The sequence below is a fragment of the Cellulophaga sp. RHA_52 genome, from assembly GCF_007827205.1.
Lineage (GTDB): Bacteria > Bacteroidota > Bacteroidia > Flavobacteriales > Flavobacteriaceae > Cellulophaga > Cellulophaga lytica.
This window is the reverse complement of record NZ_VIRZ01000001.1, coordinates 1722810-1738920: the sequence shown is the minus strand read 5'-3', so window position 1 is coordinate 1738920 and position 16111 is coordinate 1722810. Positions and strand designations below refer to the sequence as shown.

Annotated in this window: 15 protein-coding genes; 7 read left to right on the top strand and 8 right to left on the bottom strand. The window is 32.0% G+C overall.

Translation table 11 applies throughout. The features are described from left to right. Positions 1-86 precede the first annotated feature (86 nt). The gene (locus JM80_RS07670) at positions 87-2471 is read right to left on the bottom strand and encodes a TonB-dependent receptor (protein ID WP_144709625.1); all 2385 of its coding nucleotides are present in this window, start codon (positions 2469-2471) and stop codon (positions 87-89) included. Positions 2472-2769: 298 nt separating this feature from the next. Continuing rightward, entirely contained in the window at positions 2770-6222 is a 3453-nt protein-coding gene (locus JM80_RS07665) for a pyruvate carboxylase (protein WP_144709624.1), read from the bottom strand. A 317-nt stretch (positions 6223-6539) separates the two neighbouring features. Here JM80_RS07665 and JM80_RS07660 point away from each other — a divergent pair, with 317 nt between their 5' ends. Both JM80_RS07660 and JM80_RS07655 read left to right on the top strand, forming a co-directional pair. Further along, positions 6540-6668 carry a 30S ribosomal protein THX gene (locus JM80_RS07660; protein ID WP_075695785.1) on the top strand — a complete coding sequence of 43 codons (129 nt, stop codon included), beginning with the start codon at positions 6540-6542 and terminating at the stop codon, positions 6666-6668. 164 nt (positions 6669-6832) lie between these two features. After that, the gene (locus tag JM80_RS07655; RefSeq protein WP_013620143.1) at positions 6833-7381 is read left to right on the top strand and encodes a hypothetical protein; all 549 of its coding nucleotides are present in this window, start codon (positions 6833-6835) and stop codon (positions 7379-7381) included. A gap of 1 nt (position 7382) precedes the next feature. Here JM80_RS07655 and JM80_RS07650 read toward each other — a convergent pair whose 3' ends face one another. From JM80_RS07650 to JM80_RS07635, 4 genes are all read right to left on the bottom strand, one after another. Continuing rightward, the gene (locus tag JM80_RS07650; RefSeq protein WP_013620144.1) at positions 7383-7757 is read right to left on the bottom strand and encodes a hypothetical protein; all 375 of its coding nucleotides are present in this window, start codon (positions 7755-7757) and stop codon (positions 7383-7385) included. Positions 7758-7808: 51 nt separating this feature from the next. Beyond that, positions 7809-8570, bottom strand: coding sequence for a peroxide stress protein YaaA (gene yaaA / locus JM80_RS07645; protein WP_013620145.1), 762 nt, complete (start codon positions 8568-8570; stop codon positions 7809-7811). A 90-nt stretch (positions 8571-8660) separates the two neighbouring features. Beyond that, positions 8661-9695: an RluA family pseudouridine synthase gene (locus JM80_RS07640; protein ID WP_034646252.1), complete on the bottom strand. Its 1035-nt coding sequence runs from the start codon at positions 9693-9695 to the stop codon at positions 8661-8663. Between the two features lie 25 nt (positions 9696-9720). After that, a complete protein-coding gene (locus tag JM80_RS07635) occupies positions 9721-10275 on the bottom strand; it encodes a PASTA domain-containing protein (protein ID WP_038504719.1) in 555 nt (184 codons plus the stop codon). Positions 10276-10377: 102 nt separating this feature from the next. Between JM80_RS07635 and JM80_RS07630 the strand changes: the two genes are divergently transcribed. From JM80_RS07630 to JM80_RS07620, 3 genes are all read left to right on the top strand, one after another. Continuing rightward, entirely contained in the window at positions 10378-11352 is a 975-nt protein-coding gene (locus JM80_RS07630) for a D-alanine--D-alanine ligase (RefSeq protein ID WP_013620148.1), read from the top strand. A gap of 77 nt (positions 11353-11429) precedes the next feature. Further along, positions 11430-11885 carry a pantetheine-phosphate adenylyltransferase gene (gene coaD, locus JM80_RS07625; protein ID WP_013620149.1) on the top strand — a complete coding sequence of 152 codons (456 nt, stop codon included), beginning with the start codon at positions 11430-11432 and terminating at the stop codon, positions 11883-11885. Positions 11886-11928: 43 nt separating this feature from the next. Continuing rightward, positions 11929-13674, top strand: coding sequence for a M14 family metallopeptidase (locus tag JM80_RS07620; protein ID WP_144709623.1), 1746 nt, complete (start codon positions 11929-11931; stop codon positions 13672-13674). 2 nt (positions 13675-13676) lie between these two features. On the opposite strand, the gene JM80_RS07615 is transcribed toward JM80_RS07620, so the two are convergent. Then, the gene (locus JM80_RS07615) at positions 13677-14264 is read right to left on the bottom strand and encodes an NUDIX hydrolase (protein ID WP_013620151.1); all 588 of its coding nucleotides are present in this window, start codon (positions 14262-14264) and stop codon (positions 13677-13679) included. A gap of 7 nt (positions 14265-14271) precedes the next feature. On the opposite strand from JM80_RS07615, the gene pyrE reads away from it, so the two are divergent. Further along, positions 14272-14913, top strand: coding sequence for an orotate phosphoribosyltransferase (pyrE, locus tag JM80_RS07610; RefSeq protein WP_013620152.1), 642 nt, complete (start codon positions 14272-14274; stop codon positions 14911-14913). A gap of 4 nt (positions 14914-14917) precedes the next feature. Continuing rightward, the gene (locus JM80_RS07605) at positions 14918-15310 is read left to right on the top strand and encodes an orotate phosphoribosyltransferase (RefSeq protein WP_013620153.1); all 393 of its coding nucleotides are present in this window, start codon (positions 14918-14920) and stop codon (positions 15308-15310) included. Here the strand turns inward: JM80_RS07605 and JM80_RS07600 are convergent. Next, the gene (locus JM80_RS07600) at positions 15307-16038 is read right to left on the bottom strand and encodes a biotin--[acetyl-CoA-carboxylase] ligase (protein ID WP_038504724.1); all 732 of its coding nucleotides are present in this window, start codon (positions 16036-16038) and stop codon (positions 15307-15309) included. The genes JM80_RS07605 and JM80_RS07600 overlap by 4 nt on opposite strands. Positions 16039-16111: the final 73 nt, after the last annotated feature.

The window sequence follows — 16111 nt, the reverse complement described above, 5'->3', positions numbered from 1 at the left end:
AAAATGGTTTTAGGGGTTTTCTTTTTACAAAAAAAGTACAACCAACTACGGTTGTACTTTTCTCATTATAAACTTAAACTAACTTATTAAAACCTGTAGGTTAGTACTCCTGCAAAATTTCTTGGATCTGTTTGGTTAATGTAACGAGTTCTGTATGCATTATACCCAATTTGATCAAACACATTGTTTACCAAAAAGCGTAAACTCCATTGTTTGTTAAGTGCATAAGAAACTTGCGTATTTACTTGCGTATAAGAATTCACATAAAAAGGTTCTTGGTTAGGCACAATACCTTCATGAGTTACAGCTCCTGCACTCCAGTCATTAATTGGTCTTTCTCCTGTATAGTACACTCCTGCTCCTACAGATAATCCTTTTAATTTTTGTTTAAAACTATAATTTGCGTACACATTAAAAGTATGCTTTGGCGTATTTAAAGGAGCAGAACCATATACAAAAGATGTATGTTCTTTGTATTGCGCATCTATATAGCTATATCCTGTTATTACTTCTAAGTTATCTAAAATACGACCACTTAATTCTACCTCTACACCTTTACGCTCGTCATTACCTCCTTTTTCATAAAAACCAGTAGCGACCCAATTTTCATCATAAACAGGTAAATTAATATTTTTATTATTGATTTTAAAATAAGTAAAATTAAAACGCAAACGGCTGTCTAACCAATTTGTTTTTACGCCGGCTTCTAATTGATCAAAACGCTCATTACCTAACTGATTTCCATTTACATCTAACCTAGTACCTGTTCTTGGGTAAGAGCTATTTGTATAAGATGCAAAAACATTTATATTTTCTATTGGAGTAATTATAAGTCCGGCTAACGGGTTAAAGGCATCACTTTCTGTAGTTTCTGTTGCTGCATCTGTTAGTGTTTTACTGTAACGCAAGCCTATAAAAGATTTTAACCATTTGTTATATGTTATTACATCTTGCGCAACTACTCCTAAAGACCTAGACTCAGATTCTCCTATACTTACATCTCCAAAACCTAAATCTGCTGGCAGTGTTGATGAGTTAGAAGAAGGATTAAAAACGTCTACAATATCTAAATTAGATCCGCTTTGACTTGTGGTACTATATGCAGTAGTTCTATAGTCAAAACCAACCTGAAAAGTGTGTGCTATATTTCCTGTTTGCACTTCATCACCAATTAAATCTATCTGCAACACGCTATTTTTATCATTACGTGTAGAAATTGCATAACCGCGATTTCTTTGGTTGTAAATAGGGTTGTCATCTGTATCTGTAACTACATTTCCTAAACTAGCTCCTTTATCATCTAAATCTAGTGTAGAAGAAAAATAAGCTGCTTTAATACTTAATTTATCATTTATTTCTCTGTTAAAACGAATAGAGTACGTTGCGTTTTTTGTTAATGCTTTGTCATTTGCATAGCCTAAAAATATATTATCAGGCAGGTCATAAATTGCATTTACATTATTCTCATCTAAATTTATAGTACCAACATCTGGAGTTCTACTGTCATCTAAATAATCCATTTCTGCAGTAATGGTTGTTTTATCATCTAACCTCCACTCTAAAGAAGGGTTAATGTAAAAACGGTCTGATGACACACCTGTTCTGTAGCTATCAGATCTTTCTACAGCTCCGTTAATTCTGAATGCTAAATTTTTAGCGTTATCTAGAGGCCCATACACATCAAAAGTAGCACGTGTTTGCCCAAAACTACCTACACGTAATGAAGCAGAACCTCCTGAGTAGTATTTTGGGGTTTTTGTTACTATATTAATAACACCACCCGGACTACCTAAATCTGTTGCTACACCTTGCGTAATAGATGCTGCACCTTTTAAAACCTGAATGTTATCTACACCTTGCATATCTGTTAGTATTCCCTGCCCTCTAAAATCTGAATGTACACGCACTCCATTTTTTAAAATAGGAATACCTCTAAACCCACGTGAAGACATACTCTCTCTTTTATTACCATAAGTAGCAAATGTATAAACACCTGGTACATTTTTAGTTGCATCAGAAATTGTAAGGTTTCCTTGTTGCTCTATTAATTTATCAGAAATGATAGAAATACTCTGAATTTGCTCATAAGGAGCTAAAGGTAAACGTGTAAGTGCTTCAATTTTGTCTGGATGCTCAAATCTGTTACCAAAAACCTCAACCTCTTCTAATTTTAAATTATCTTCTAACTTAAAAGTAAGCTTAATAGTTTCGTTTTCTTTTAATGTAACCAACTTAACAACACCATGGTAACCAACATAAGATACTTTTACGTTATAGGTGCCTTCTTTTAAATTAGAAATCGTAAAAAAACCATTTTCATTAGTAGTTGTTCCAATTTTTGTTCCTGATAAAAAAACATTAGCATAGCTCACTGGCTCATTGTTAGCGTCTGTAACATAACCTTCTATTTGTGATTGAGCAAAAGACATTTGAATTGCTAATACAAATAGTAAACATAACTTTTTACACATAATCCTTATTTAGATTTATTTAAAATAATACCCAAAAGTAAAACTGAAAATTGTAGCAACAAAATTATTTAGAATAAATATAAATAGAAAGTTAAAATTAATTTTAAATAATTGATTTTTAAGTAATTAAATCATATACATAAAATAAACAAAAACTCATAAAAAAATTAACAATGCGTTTTTTTATTTAGATAAATAGAATAAACTAGGTATGTTTAAATGTTTACAAACAAAAAAACACCATTCCCCTAATTGTAGAGAAATGGTGTTTACTATTTTAAAATAGTTGCTATAAATATTACTTAAGCACTAAAACTAAATCATCAGAATTTACAAGTGCTCCGCCTGTTAGTTGTATTTTATCTACAACACCTTCTGCTGTAGCGGTTACTGTTGTTTCCATTTTCATTGCCTCAATTACAAACAAAGGTTGATTCTTTTTCACCTCTTGTCCTTTTTTAACTAAAACATTAGATAATAATCCTTGTAAAGGAGCTCCTATTTCTTTAGGGTTATCTTTATCTATTTTTACGTTTTGAGCCTTAATAACTTTTACAGCCTTATCCTTAACCATTACATTACGTAATTGCCCATTTATTTTAAAGAAAATACTAACGTAACCGTTTTCATCTGGCTCTCCTTTTAGCATTAACGACACCAATACATTTTTACCTCTATCTAATTCTACCAAAATTTCTTCTCCTACCTCCATACCATAAAAGAAGTTTTTTGTTGGTATATTCATAACATTACCGTATTTAACATGGTTGTTATAAGCGTCAGTAAATACCTTTGGATATAATTTATACGACAAGAAATCTGTAATTTCTAAATCTCGTCCCATTCCTTTCTTAAACTTTCGTTTAAAAGTTTTAAATTCTTTATCAAAATCTATAGGCTCTAGGTGTGCATTTGGTCTTTCTGTATAGGCCTCTTGATCTTTTAAAATAATTTTTTGAAGTTCTTTTGGGAATCCGCCTACTGGCTGTCCCAAATCTCCTTTAAAGAAACTAATTACAGATTGCGGAAAAGAAATACTATCACCATTCTCTAAAACATCTTTTACAGTTAGGTTATTGCTAATCATATACTGCGCCATATCACCTACCACTTTAGAGCTAGGGGTTACTTTTACAATATCTCCAAACAATTGGTTAACCTCACCATACATTTTTGTTACCTCAGGAAATTTATCTTCTAAACCTAATGCAATTGCCTGCCCTTTTAGGTTAGAATATTGTCCTCCTGGAATCTCATGTTTATATACTTCTCCTGTACCAGATTTTAGTCCAGACTCAAAAGTATAGTAATAATTACGTACGGTTTCCCAGTAGTTAGAGTATTCTGCTAGCTTATCTGTATCTAACTTATTTTCTCTCTCATGAAAACGCAACATTTCTACGAGGGAGTTAAAGTTTGGTTGTGATGTTAAACCAGATAACCCGCCTAGTGCTACATCTACAACATCTACTCCTGCTTCTATAGCTTTTAAATACATTGCCGCCTGTATAGATGATGTATCATGAGTGTGTAAATGTATTGGTATATTTATTTCAGATTTTAAGGCTGATATTAACTCAAACGCAGCATTAGGTTTTAATAACCCAGCCATATCTTTTACACCTAAAATATGCGCACCTGCATTCTCTATATCTTTTGCTAATTGAATATAATATTTAAGATTATACTTTGTTTTTTTAGGGTCTAAAATATCACCTGTATAGCAAAGCGATCCTTCTGCTAAACCACCAGTTCTGTTACGTACGTGTTCTATAGTAGGAGCAATAGACTTCATCCAGTTAAGAGAGTCAAAAATACGGAATACATCTACCCCAGTTTCCCAAGATTGTTCTACAAATTTTTCAATTAAATTATCTGGGTAAGCTGTATAACCAACGCCATTAGAACCACGTAAAAGCATTTGTAGCAATACATTTGGCATAGATTTACGTAATAATGCCAAACGCTCCCAAGGGTTTTCTTGTAAAAATCGTAAGCAAACATCAAACGTAGCACCACCCCAAACTTCCATACTAAATATTTCCGGAAAGTTTTTAGCGTAGCCTTCTGATACTTTTAACATATCTATAGTACGCATACGGGTTGCCAATAAACTTTGGTGACCATCACGCATTGTGGTATCTGTAAAATGAACTTTTTTCTCATTTTTTAACCAGGTAGCAAAACCTTCTGGACCTAATTCTGTTAGTAAATCTTTAGTTCCTTTTGGGTAAGAACTCATTTTCTCAAAAGAAGGTACTTTGGGCTTAGAAAAAACGTGGTTAGGATCTTTCTTTTTTACATCTGGATTACCATTAACTATGGTTTCCCCAAGGTATTCTATAAGTTTATTAGCTCGGTTTCTTGGCTCTACAAACTCAAATAATGAAGGCTCATTTTTAATAAAATTTACAGTAACCTTACCGTCTCTAAAAGTTTGGTGTTTTAAAATATTATCTAAAAACGCCATATTACTTTCTACACCTCTAATACGAAACTCTGCCAATGCCCTACGCATTTTACGACAAGAGCCGTCTAATGTTCTACTAATAGCAGAAACTTTTACAAGCATAGAATCAAAAAACGGAGAAATACGCACTCCTTGATAAATACTACCTGCATCTAACCTAATACCAAAACCAGAAGCACTTCTGTAAGTTGTAACTACACCATAATCTGGTTTAAAGTCGTTTGCAGGATCTTCTGTAGTAATTCTACATTGCAGTGCGTAACCGTTAATTTTTACAGATTCTTGATCTTGTATTTTTATTTGCTGATCTGATAATTTGTAACCACCTGCAATAAATAGCTGAGCCTTTACCAAATCTATATTGGTAATCATTTCTGTTACTGTATGCTCTACTTGTATTCTTGGGTTTACTTCTATAAAGTAAATACTACCATCATCATCTACTAAAAACTCTACAGTACCTATATTATTATAATTTACTGCTTTACATATATCTATAGCGTACTTATACAAACTATCTCTAGCTTCTTGAGGTAAACCAATAGAAGGAGCAAACTCTATTACCTTTTGGTAACGTCTTTGCACAGAACAATCGCGCTCATATAAGTGCACCATATTACCGTGGGTATCTGCTACTATTTGTACCTCTATATGTTTTGGGTTTTCTACAAATTTCTCAAGAAAAACAGTGTCATCACCAAAAGCATTTAAAGACTCTCTACGGGCTTCAGGAAAAGCCTTTTCTAACTCTTCTTGTGTGCGTATAACACGCATACCACGGCCACCACCGCCAGAAGCAGCTTTTAACATAATTGGATAACCTATACGCTTAGCTTCTTCTATAGCTATACTTACATCTGTTAAATCTTTATCACTACTTTGTATTACAGGTACATTATTAGCTACAGCAACTTCTTTTGCTGTTATTTTATCTCCTAAAGATTTAAGAACAGAAACTTTAGGCCCAACAAAAATTATATCATTATCTGCACACTTTTGTGCAAACTCAGCATTCTCAGATAAAAATCCGTAACCAGGATGTATGGCGTCTACTCCATTATCCTTTGCTACTTGTATTATAGCATCTATATTTAAATACGGTTTTAAAGGCTCATGATCTTCTCCAATCTGGTAACATTCATCTGCTTTATACCTGTGTAACGAGTAACGATCTTCATAGGTATATACACCTACCGTTTTTATGCCTATTTCTACACAAGCTCTAAAAATACGGATTGCAATTTCTCCCCTATTAGCTACTAAAACCTTGTTAATCTTCATTTATTAATGTATTTATTAGTGTTTACTTACTAGTTCTAATAATTTTATCAAATTAATTATAGATAACCAAAATAATTTAACAGAATTATTACCTGATTTGCTGTTTTCAAAGGTACTTCATTTAAGGGTTTTTAACAATATTAAAATTTTACAAAACAGAGGTATTTCGTATCAAATTGTCACTATTTTATCTATATTACAATTATTTAACAAGCAATGGATGTGTTTTAATGAATATTTTATTCTGAATACTTTTAAAATTAGACTTGACATTCTACTTAAAATTTACTACCTTTTAAGGGAATTTAATGAACACTATGGGAAAAGGAGATAAAAAATCTAAAAGAGGTAAAATAATAAATGGCACTTATGGTGCTAGAAGAAAAAGAAAAATTAAAAAACAGCCTACATTACAAGAAAAAATAAGTCCAGATAAAAAGAAGTAAGTCAACAACTTATGCTTTTTATCCATAAAAACAAACAGTTTAACCGATATAAAAAGCGTTTTTCACCACAACTTTGCTTATGTTTACCACATAACTTTTAATAAAAGCCAAAAATAAACCAACTTTGTAATTCCAAATTACAAACAAAACCAACCCCCAAGATTATGTTTAAAAGTGCATTTGTATTTATTTCTCTTGTAATAACAACAGGTTTTACAAGTACTCCAGTATCTAACTGTGACAATGCTTACTCTGCAAGCTCTTACGCTCTAAATTATGCCAAAAAATCTTTAAAGGCAGATAATTTTGATCATCAAAAATTTTATGCTAACAAAGCTTACATTGCTTTAGAGAAAACAAATAGGCTAATGAAAGATTGTAATTGTGCAGATGCAAAAAATTCGGTCTTAAAAGGATTAGAAAATATTGATAAGGCTGCTGCTCCTAAAGATTGGGATTTGGGTAGACACTACGCAAAATTAGCTTTATTAGATGTTGAAAACACTATAACAGCTTTAGACATATTTACTCAAAACGGTATTAATACAGTTTCATCTGAATTAGAACTTAAAGACAACGCTTTATTATTAGAAGCAGCTGAATTAGAAAAACAACGTGTTGCTTTAGAAGCTGAAATTGAAAGATTATTATCTAAAAAGAGAGCTTTAGCAATAAAAATTGCTGAAAACATACAAAAGCAAAGACAAAATTAATTTAGTCTACAACTAAATTTAATTCTACGCTATTACCTTCTTCCGTTATATTTAGCTCATAGGTATAAAAACCTAAAGGCAAAGGTGTTTCACCTACATAATCTATTGGCTGTAAAGTATAGGTTTGTTCCTCTGTTTCTATTACTATAGATGCATATGCGTATGCTGTTTCGTACTCAAAATAGTCTGATAATGCACCCGATGCAACATCTGTATGTACATTTTCGGTATCTCCATTTATTTGTACTACGTCATAAGCTACCGCACTAACATTTTTTATTCTAATATTTACTGCTTCAAGGTTATCATCTCTATCATCACAGCTAAAAATAGTTAGCACTAGTAGTATTAAAGGAAGTAGAATTTTATTTTTCATAGGAAACATATATTATTGTCTACTATAAAAAACGATGTTTTAAAGATATTATTATCTAATAAAAACTGGCATATTTTCTTTTTCTGTATGCTCTTGACTAAAAGCGTAGCCGTCTGTAGTAAATTTTTTAATATCGTTTAAGGTTTCTGCATTAGTATCTACAATATAACGCACCATAGATCCTCTAGCCTTTTTTGCATAAAAGCTAATTACCTTTAGCTTATCATTTTTCCAATCTTTAAAAACAGGTGTAATTATGGTAGACTTTAAACCTTTTTTATCTACTGCACCAAAATACTCGTTACTTGCAAGGTTTACAAAAATTTCATTTTCCTGTAACTCTTCATTTAAGTACGCTGTTACATCTTTCTTCCAAAATTCGTGTAAATTTTTATTACTACCTACTGCCATTTTAGTTCCCATTTCTAGGCGATAAGGCATTATTAAATCTAACGGCTTAAGAACACCATATAAACCAGATAGTATTCTTAATTTATCTTGTAAAACCTCTAACTTATCCTCTGACAAAGAATACACATCTAACCCTTGGTAAACATCGCCATTAAAAGCATACACTGCCGGTCTAGCATTTTTAGTTGTAAAAGGCGTTGTAAAGTCCTGATTGCGTTGCCAGTTTAGTTGTGCCAAATTATCAGAAATACTCATAAGCTCAGATATAGCCTTAGGAGATTTCTTTTTTAAAATAGTATTTAATTTAGTGGCCTGCTTTAAAAATTTAGGCGCTGTATATTTATCTGTTGGCAGTTTAGATTCAAAATCTAACGACTTAGCTGGTGAAATAACAATCTTCATCTTATCTATAATTTGATGCTAAAATTAAGAATCATTTTTTATGTTTTGTACAAACAACAAAAGAGATTTTAAATACCACTATTGCAAAAACTAATTCTCTGTAGAGTGTTTAGCGTAGTGTCTCCACTTTTCTATAACACTGGCCATATCTTCAGGAATTTCTGTATTAAACTGCATTAACTCTTTTGTTACAGGATGCACAAAACCAAGAGTTTTAGCGTGTAGGGCTTGCCTTGGTAGTATTTTAAATGCATTTTCTACAAATTGCTTGTACTTTGTAAAGGTTGTACCTTTTAAAATACGCTCGCCTCCATAGCGCTCGTCATTAAATAAAGTATGACCAATATGCTTCATATGCACTCTAATTTGGTGCGTTCTTCCCGTTTCTAACTTACAAGAAATTACGGTAACATAACCTAAACGTTCTAAAACTTTGTAATGCGTAATAGCTTCTTTTCCTTGGTCTCCTTCTGGAAAAACGTGCATCTGCAACCTGTTTTTTGGGTGCCTACCTAAATGTCCTTCTATAGTACCTTCATCTGCCTCTACATTTCCCCATACAATAGCTACGTATTCTCTTTCTGACGTTTTATCAAAAAACTGTTTTGATAAAAATGTCATTGCAGCTTCTGTTTTTGCAACTACTAAAAGTCCAGAGGTATCTTTATCTATACGGTGTACCAAACCTGGCCTATCACTACTGTTGTTTGGCAAATCTACCTTACAATGGTGTAACAAAGCATTTATTAGAGTTCCAGAATAATTTCCGTGACCTGGATGCACTACCATACCCGCTGGTTTATTTACCACCAAAAGCACATCATCTTCATAAACAATATCTAAAGGAATATCTTCTGGCTGCAATAAAAACTCATAAGGAGGATGACTAAACATAACACGTATATCATCTCCAGCTTTTACCTTGTAATTTTGCTTAACAACTACATTATTTACCCAAATATGACCATCTTTTGCTGCTTTTTGTATTTGACTACGAGTTGCGTTCTCTATAAAATTCATTAAAAATTTATCAATACGCAGTGGCTCTTGCCCTTTAGCAGCAACTACTTTATGGTGCTCATAAAGTTCATCATCATTGGCTTCTGGTCCAAATTCTTCACTCATAAATATGTAGCTAAACTATTATTATTTAGTGGTTTCCGTTACCACATACCAACTCTATTTTAGAGGTTTTTGGCAATTTCTCTCCGGCTTTAATTACTTTACCTTTGTACTTAATTTTTAGTACCATATCTTCCCCTATATCATCTACATAAGTTACCTTTAAAACATCTAAACCAACGGCACGTAACATAGAAGTTGCATTACGTTTGGTTTTTTGTATAACTTGTGGTACAGATACTTTTTTATACCCAGATGGGTTTACTGTAAAGTATATTTTTCTATTCTTTTTTACCTTATTACCTGCTGGTGGATTTTGCTCTATAATAGAAAACCTAGGGTAATTAGGGTTATAGTTAGCAGAATCTAAAATCTGAGAACGTAACCCAGCTTTATCTATTTCATGCTTCATTTGAGAAACAGTCATTTTAGAAAAGTCTGGCACCTCTACAAATTCACCGTGGTTTGTTGTAGACTTTAGCCATTGTAAAACAACAAATACTAAAACTATTACTACTCCTAGGGCTATACCTAATTGTATTATTAATGTTTTACTTTTTAAAAAGTTGAAAAAATTTCGCATAACTATAATATTATCGCACAAATATATAAAACCCAATGCTTTTTTCTTTAATTTAAAAAAATGATATTTGTTATTTGCATTTATGACCCTTATTAATTTATCATGAAAAAAAATATTGCCATAATTATGGGAGGCTACTCTAACGAGTATAAAATATCCTTAAAAAGCGGAAACGTTGCTTATAAGCACCTAAATTCTAACAAGTTTAACCTGTATAGAATTCACATTTTAAAAGATAAATGGGTTTATGTAGATGCTAATGATGCTGAATCTCCTGTAGATAAAAGTGATTTTAGCATTATTGAAAATGGGCATAAAATTAAGTTTGACTGTGTTTTTAACGCAATTCATGGTACACCTGGTGAAGATGGTTATTTACAAGCTTATTTTAACTTAATTGGAATAACACAAACTGCTTGTGATTTTTACCAAGCTGCATTAACTTTTAATAAAAGAGATTTACTTAGCACGTTAAAGCCTTATGGTATTAAAGCAGCCGCATCATACTACCTAAATAAAGGTGATGTTGTAAATGAAGACGAAATTATAAATACAGTTGGGTTACCTTGCTTTGTAAAAGCTAATAAAGCTGGTAGTAGCTTTGGCATATCTAAAGTACACAAAAAAGAAGATTTACCTAAAGCTATTGAAAATGCTTACTTGGCTGATGATGAAATTATTATTGAAGCCTTTTTAGATGGCACAGAAGTTTCTGTTGGAGTTATTATGTACAACGGAGAGCCTAAAGTTTTACCCATTACAGAAATTACTACTGAGAACGACTTTTTTGATTACGAAGCCAAATATGAAGGCAAATCTCAAGAAATTACTCCTGCTCGTATTACTAAAGAACAAGAAGAAAAGGTTAGCAATATAGCATTACGCGTGTACAAGATTTTAAAAATGAAAGGCTACTCTAGAAGCGAATTTATTTTTGTAGATAATGAGCCTTTTATGTTAGAAATGAACACAACACCTGGACTAACAGAAGAAAGTATTTTACCACAACAAGCCGCTGTAGCAGGTATTTCTCTATCGCAATTGTTTGAGAGTGCTATAACTGAGGCTTTAAGATAAATTAAGTAACTTTATCACTTGTAAAAAAACCATTAGAAAACCTAGTGTATTTTTACAAAACACTAAACCACAACTATATGAAACGTGCCATTTTTCCGGGATCTTTTGATCCGCTTACATTAGGCCATACAGATATTATTAACAGAGGCATTACCCTTTTTGATGAAGTAATTATTGCTATTGGTATTAATGCCGATAAAAAATACATGTTTACTTTAGAACAAAGGATGAAATTTATTAGCGAAGCTTTTAAAGATGAACCCAAAATAAAAGTAATGACCTACGAAGGCCTTACTGTTGAGTTTTGTAAAAAAGTAGACGCACATTTTATTTTACGTGGTTTACGTAACCCTGCAGATTTTGAGTTTGAAAAAGCTATTGCACACACCAACAGAAAATTATCTGAAATTGAAACTGTGTTTTTACTTACATCCTCTGGTAAATCATACATAAGCTCTTCTATTGTTAGAGACGTAATTAGAAACAACGGAGATTATACCAGCTTAGTTCCAGATACTGTTAGAGTTATGTAAACTCTACTAAAACTTATTAAACCCCAAAAAACTATTTTAGAGAATGAAAAAAATTATTAGTCTTTTCTGCTTCTTGTGCATTATTGCCTGTAGCGAAAAACCAGAAGACAAAGAAAAAGATTTTCAGACTTTTTTTGAAACCAGCAACGGATTAGAAACACCAACTTACACAGAAGTTATAGACTTTTACATTAAACTTGCTAAAGAGTTTCCGCAAATAAACGTACTTACTATTGGCGAAACAGACAGTGGCTTGCCATTACATTTAGTAACTTATAATCCAGATGGTGAGTTTAACTTTAATAAGTTAGAAGACAAAACTGTAATTCTAATAAATAACGGTATACACCCAGGAGAAAGTGACGGTATAGATGCTACTATGCTCTTATTTAGAGATTTAGTGGTAAACAAAATTGGAGCTCCAAGAAATACCGTATTAACTACTATTCCTATTTACAATATTGGCGGTGCATTAAACCGTAATTCTACCTCTAGAACCAACCAAAACGGACCCAAAGAATATGGGTTTAGAGGCAATGCACAAAATTATGACCTTAACAGAGATTTTATAAAAAATGATACTAAAAATGCAAAAACTTTTGCTGAAATTTTTCATTTAACAAAACCAGATATTTTTATAGATAACCACGTTAGTAATGGCGCAGATTACCAATACACCTTAACACACTTATTTACACAACATAATAAATTAGGTGGTGATTTAGGCAATTATCTTCATACAGAGATGATGCCTACTTTAGAAAATTCTTTAGAAGAAATTAATTGGCCTATAACACCTTATGTTAATGTTTTTAATAGTGTACCTGAAAAAGGTTTTTCTCAATTTATGGATTATCCAAGGTATTCTACTGGCTACACTACCCTATGGAACACATTAGGTTTAATGGTAGAAACACATATGCTTAAACCGTACAAAAAACGAGTTATGGGCACATATTATCTTATGCAAAAAATGATAGATATCTCTGAAAAAGATGGCAAAAAAATTAAAGAATTAAGAGCTAATGCATTTGCTGCAGATCAAGAAAAAATCACCTACCCAGTAAAATTTAAAATAGATACCACAAAGACTTCTACGTTAAATTTTAAGGGCTATGAGGCAGACTATATAGAGAGCGAAGTAACAGGCTTAACCAGATTAAAATATGACAGATCTAAGCCCTTTACAAAAGAAGTTACCTATAGCAATTATATGGCTCCTACAAATTTTGTAACAGTACCAGAGGCTTACATAATACCCAAGGGATGGAAAAAAGTAATTCCACATCTTGATGCAAATAAAATAGAGTATACTCAACTAGAGAAAGATACTATAATTACGGTACAGACATACAGAATAGAAGATTATGACACTCGCAAATCTGCATATGAAGGTCATTACCCACATAGCAACACAACTGTTACCACCAACAACCAAAGTGTGCAGTTTTATAAGGGTGATTACTACGTACCTACCAACCAAAGAGGTATACGTTACCTGTTAGAAACCCTAGAGCCAGAGGCTGTAGATTCTTTTTTTAATTGGAACTTTTTTGACACAATTTTACAACAGAAAGAAGGTTTTTCTCCTTATGTTTTTGAAGACGTAGCTGCCAAACTATTAAAAAACAACCCTAAATTAAAAGCAGAGTTTGACACCATAAAGTCTACAGATGAAAACTTTGCTAAAAATTGGTACGCACAGCTAAATTGGTTGCACAAAAAATCTGAACACTATGAAAAAGCACATATGCAATATCCTATATATAAATTAATGAAGAACAATTAAAATTATTCTTCAAACAAAATTTTAATATTAGCATAAGAATTTTCTAGGGCCTTAGCAATTTTGCTTGGGCCTTTCCATTTCACTTTTTCTATACCCTCTTCAATTTGGCCAGTAAGCTCTCCTTTGTAAGATGTTTTCATTGCAAACCAATGCACCTCTTTTAGTTTATACTTGCCATTTCTTTTAAAAATATGGTATGTAATTTTTAACAGGTTTTCAATTTTCAATCCTTGTACACCTGTTTCTTCTTCAACCTCTCTAATGGCACATTGCTCTATAGTTTCGCCTTTATCTAGCTTTCCTTTAGGCAAATCCCATTTATCATTTCTATAAATAAAAAGTACTTTACCCTCTTTATTTGTTACTACACCACCACCAGCTACTACAATAGGTATTTTTTTAGAGAATTTTTTTAAAATCTCCTCTTTATTAGGATGATATATGTAAGCCTTTGGCAATTTATTCTTTGACAAGGCTTTAATTGCCTCATTAATTGCCTCCTCATTTAATAAAAAATATTTATTATCTGCTATGTCTGACAGTTTATTTGTCAAAATCAAGGGCAATTCATTCACAAAAACTTTATACATTTGCGCTATGGTTTTAAATAAAGACACTGCAAAAAAAACAGCCGAACTTTTATTGCAAATTAATGCAATTAAGTTGAAACCAGAAAATCCTTTTACATGGGCTTCTGGATGGCAATCTCCAATTTATTGTGATAATAGAATAATTCTATCTTATCCTATAATTCGTAACTATATACGAGAAGAAATGGCTAAGCAAGTAGAAGAACTATACGGCAAACCAGATGTTATTGCTGGTGTAGCTACTGGTGCCATTGGTATTGGTATGCTTGTTGCTGAGTATTTAGGACTTCCGTTTGTATACGTTAGGCCAGAACCAAAATCTCATGGAAGACAAAACCAAATTGAAGGTCAATTATCTCCTAACCAAAACGTTGTAGTTATAGAGGATTTAATTAGCACAGGAAAAAGTAGCTTAAATGCGGTTAAAGCTTTAAAAGAAGCCGGTGCAAATGTTAAAGGTATGGTAGCTATTTTTACCTACGGATTTAACGTTGCCGATGAAAACTTTAAAACTGAAGACATTGAATTGCATACACTTAGTGACTACCCTAACTTAATACAACAGGCATCAGACACTAATTACATAAAAGAAGAACAATTAAACACGCTACTGCAATGGAAAAGCAATCCGGCAGTTTGGAAACCATAACAATATGCATATAGAAGCACCAAAAAAAACAGTAAACAAAAGTGATAAAGAAGTTTTTGATTTTTTAATTGACATTAAAAACTTTGAAAAATTAATGCCAGAAAACATTAGTAAGTTTGAGGTATTAAGCGAAGATAAATTTCTTTTTGCACTTAAAGGAATGCCAGAAATAGTTTTAAAATTAAAAGAGCAACACCCTAACAATAAAATAATATTAGGAGCAGCTAGTGATAAACTTCCGTTTACATTAACTGCAGACATTAATAGCATTGCCGCAACAGAAACAGAAGTTACTCTTAGTTTTGAAGGCGAATTTAACGCTATGATGGCTATGATGATAAAAGGCCCTATTACAAAATTTATAGACACCTTATCAAGCAACTTAAGTGTTATTTAATATAGCAATTGTATTTCTTTTAAGTTATACTCTTTAAAAATATTATCCTCTAGTAGAACTATTAATTTTCCGCTAGAGGATACTCCTTTTATAAAGCCCATAAACACTTCTCCCTCTTTACTTTTAAAGGTAGATGGTTTATGTATTCTAAACATAATTTCCTGATATAAAGCTCTTAAAACATCCGGACTATTTAAATAATTTGACGTAAGATACTTTTTTAACTTTACTATAATTACCTGCAAAACTTCATCTAAATTAAAAGTTACTCCTTTAAGTAATTTTAAAGATGATACATTAGGCAAATTATTAAATGTAAGCTGGTTTACATTTAGACCTATACCAATAATAGAAGATTGTATTTTACTGCCAATCAGTATATTTTCAATTAAAATTCCACATATTTTAGAATTAGCTGACAGAATGTCGTTTGGCCACTTAACAGCTAAATTTGGTATATTAAGTTCTTTTAAGGCTTCATACACTGCCAAAGACACACACATATTTAACAAAAACTGATCTGCAACCTCTAAAGTCTCACCTTTTTTTAAAACGCTAAAAGTCAGGTTTTTACCAGGTTCAGAAAGCCATTGCGTGCCCATTTGCCCACGTCCTTGTTCTTGCTTTTCTGCTATAACCACTGTAAAATCTTCTACTGAAGTAGACATAATTAACTCTTTTAAATACTGATTTGTAGAGCTGGTGGCATTAAGTTTGATTATCTGCATATGTAGATTATAATAATATTCTGCAATCTTATGTTAAAAACAATAGTTAAAAAAACAAAAAAACAATAACTTT

Bases quoted from the DNA above. Each gene is read 5' to 3' on its own strand.
- JM80_RS07650 (WP_013620144.1), bottom strand. From the start codon at position 7,757: ATGAAAAATAAAATTCTACTTCCTTTAATACTACTAGTGCTAACTATT.
- yaaA (WP_013620145.1), bottom strand. From the start codon at position 8,570: ATGAAGATTGTTATTTCACCAGCTAAGTCGTTAGATTTTGAATCTAAA.
- pyrE (WP_013620152.1), top strand. From the start codon at position 14,272: ATGGTTTTAAATAAAGACACTGCAAAAAAAACAGCCGAACTTTTATTG.
- JM80_RS07620 (WP_144709623.1), top strand. From the start codon at position 11,929: ATGAAAAAAATTATTAGTCTTTTCTGCTTCTTGTGCATTATTGCCTGT.
- JM80_RS07665 (WP_144709624.1), bottom strand. From the start codon at position 6,222: ATGAAGATTAACAAGGTTTTAGTAGCTAATAGGGGAGAAATTGCAATC.
- coaD (WP_013620149.1), top strand. From the start codon at position 11,430: ATGAAACGTGCCATTTTTCCGGGATCTTTTGATCCGCTTACATTAGGC.
- JM80_RS07640 (WP_034646252.1), bottom strand. From the start codon at position 9,695: ATGAGTGAAGAATTTGGACCAGAAGCCAATGATGATGAACTTTATGAG.
- JM80_RS07655 (WP_013620143.1), top strand. From the start codon at position 6,833: ATGTTTAAAAGTGCATTTGTATTTATTTCTCTTGTAATAACAACAGGT.
- JM80_RS07615 (WP_013620151.1), bottom strand. From the start codon at position 14,264: ATGTATAAAGTTTTTGTGAATGAATTGCCCTTGATTTTGACAAATAAA.
- JM80_RS07630 (WP_013620148.1), top strand. From the start codon at position 10,378: ATGAAAAAAAATATTGCCATAATTATGGGAGGCTACTCTAACGAGTAT.
- JM80_RS07600 (WP_038504724.1), bottom strand. From the start codon at position 16,038: ATGCAGATAATCAAACTTAATGCCACCAGCTCTACAAATCAGTATTTA.
- JM80_RS07660 (WP_075695785.1), top strand. From the start codon at position 6,540: ATGGGAAAAGGAGATAAAAAATCTAAAAGAGGTAAAATAATAAATGGC.
- JM80_RS07635 (WP_038504719.1), bottom strand. From the start codon at position 10,275: ATGCGAAATTTTTTCAACTTTTTAAAAAGTAAAACATTAATAATACAA.
- JM80_RS07605 (WP_013620153.1), top strand. From the start codon at position 14,918: ATGCATATAGAAGCACCAAAAAAAACAGTAAACAAAAGTGATAAAGAA.
- JM80_RS07670 (WP_144709625.1), bottom strand. From the start codon at position 2,471: ATGTGTAAAAAGTTATGTTTACTATTTGTATTAGCAATTCAAATGTCT.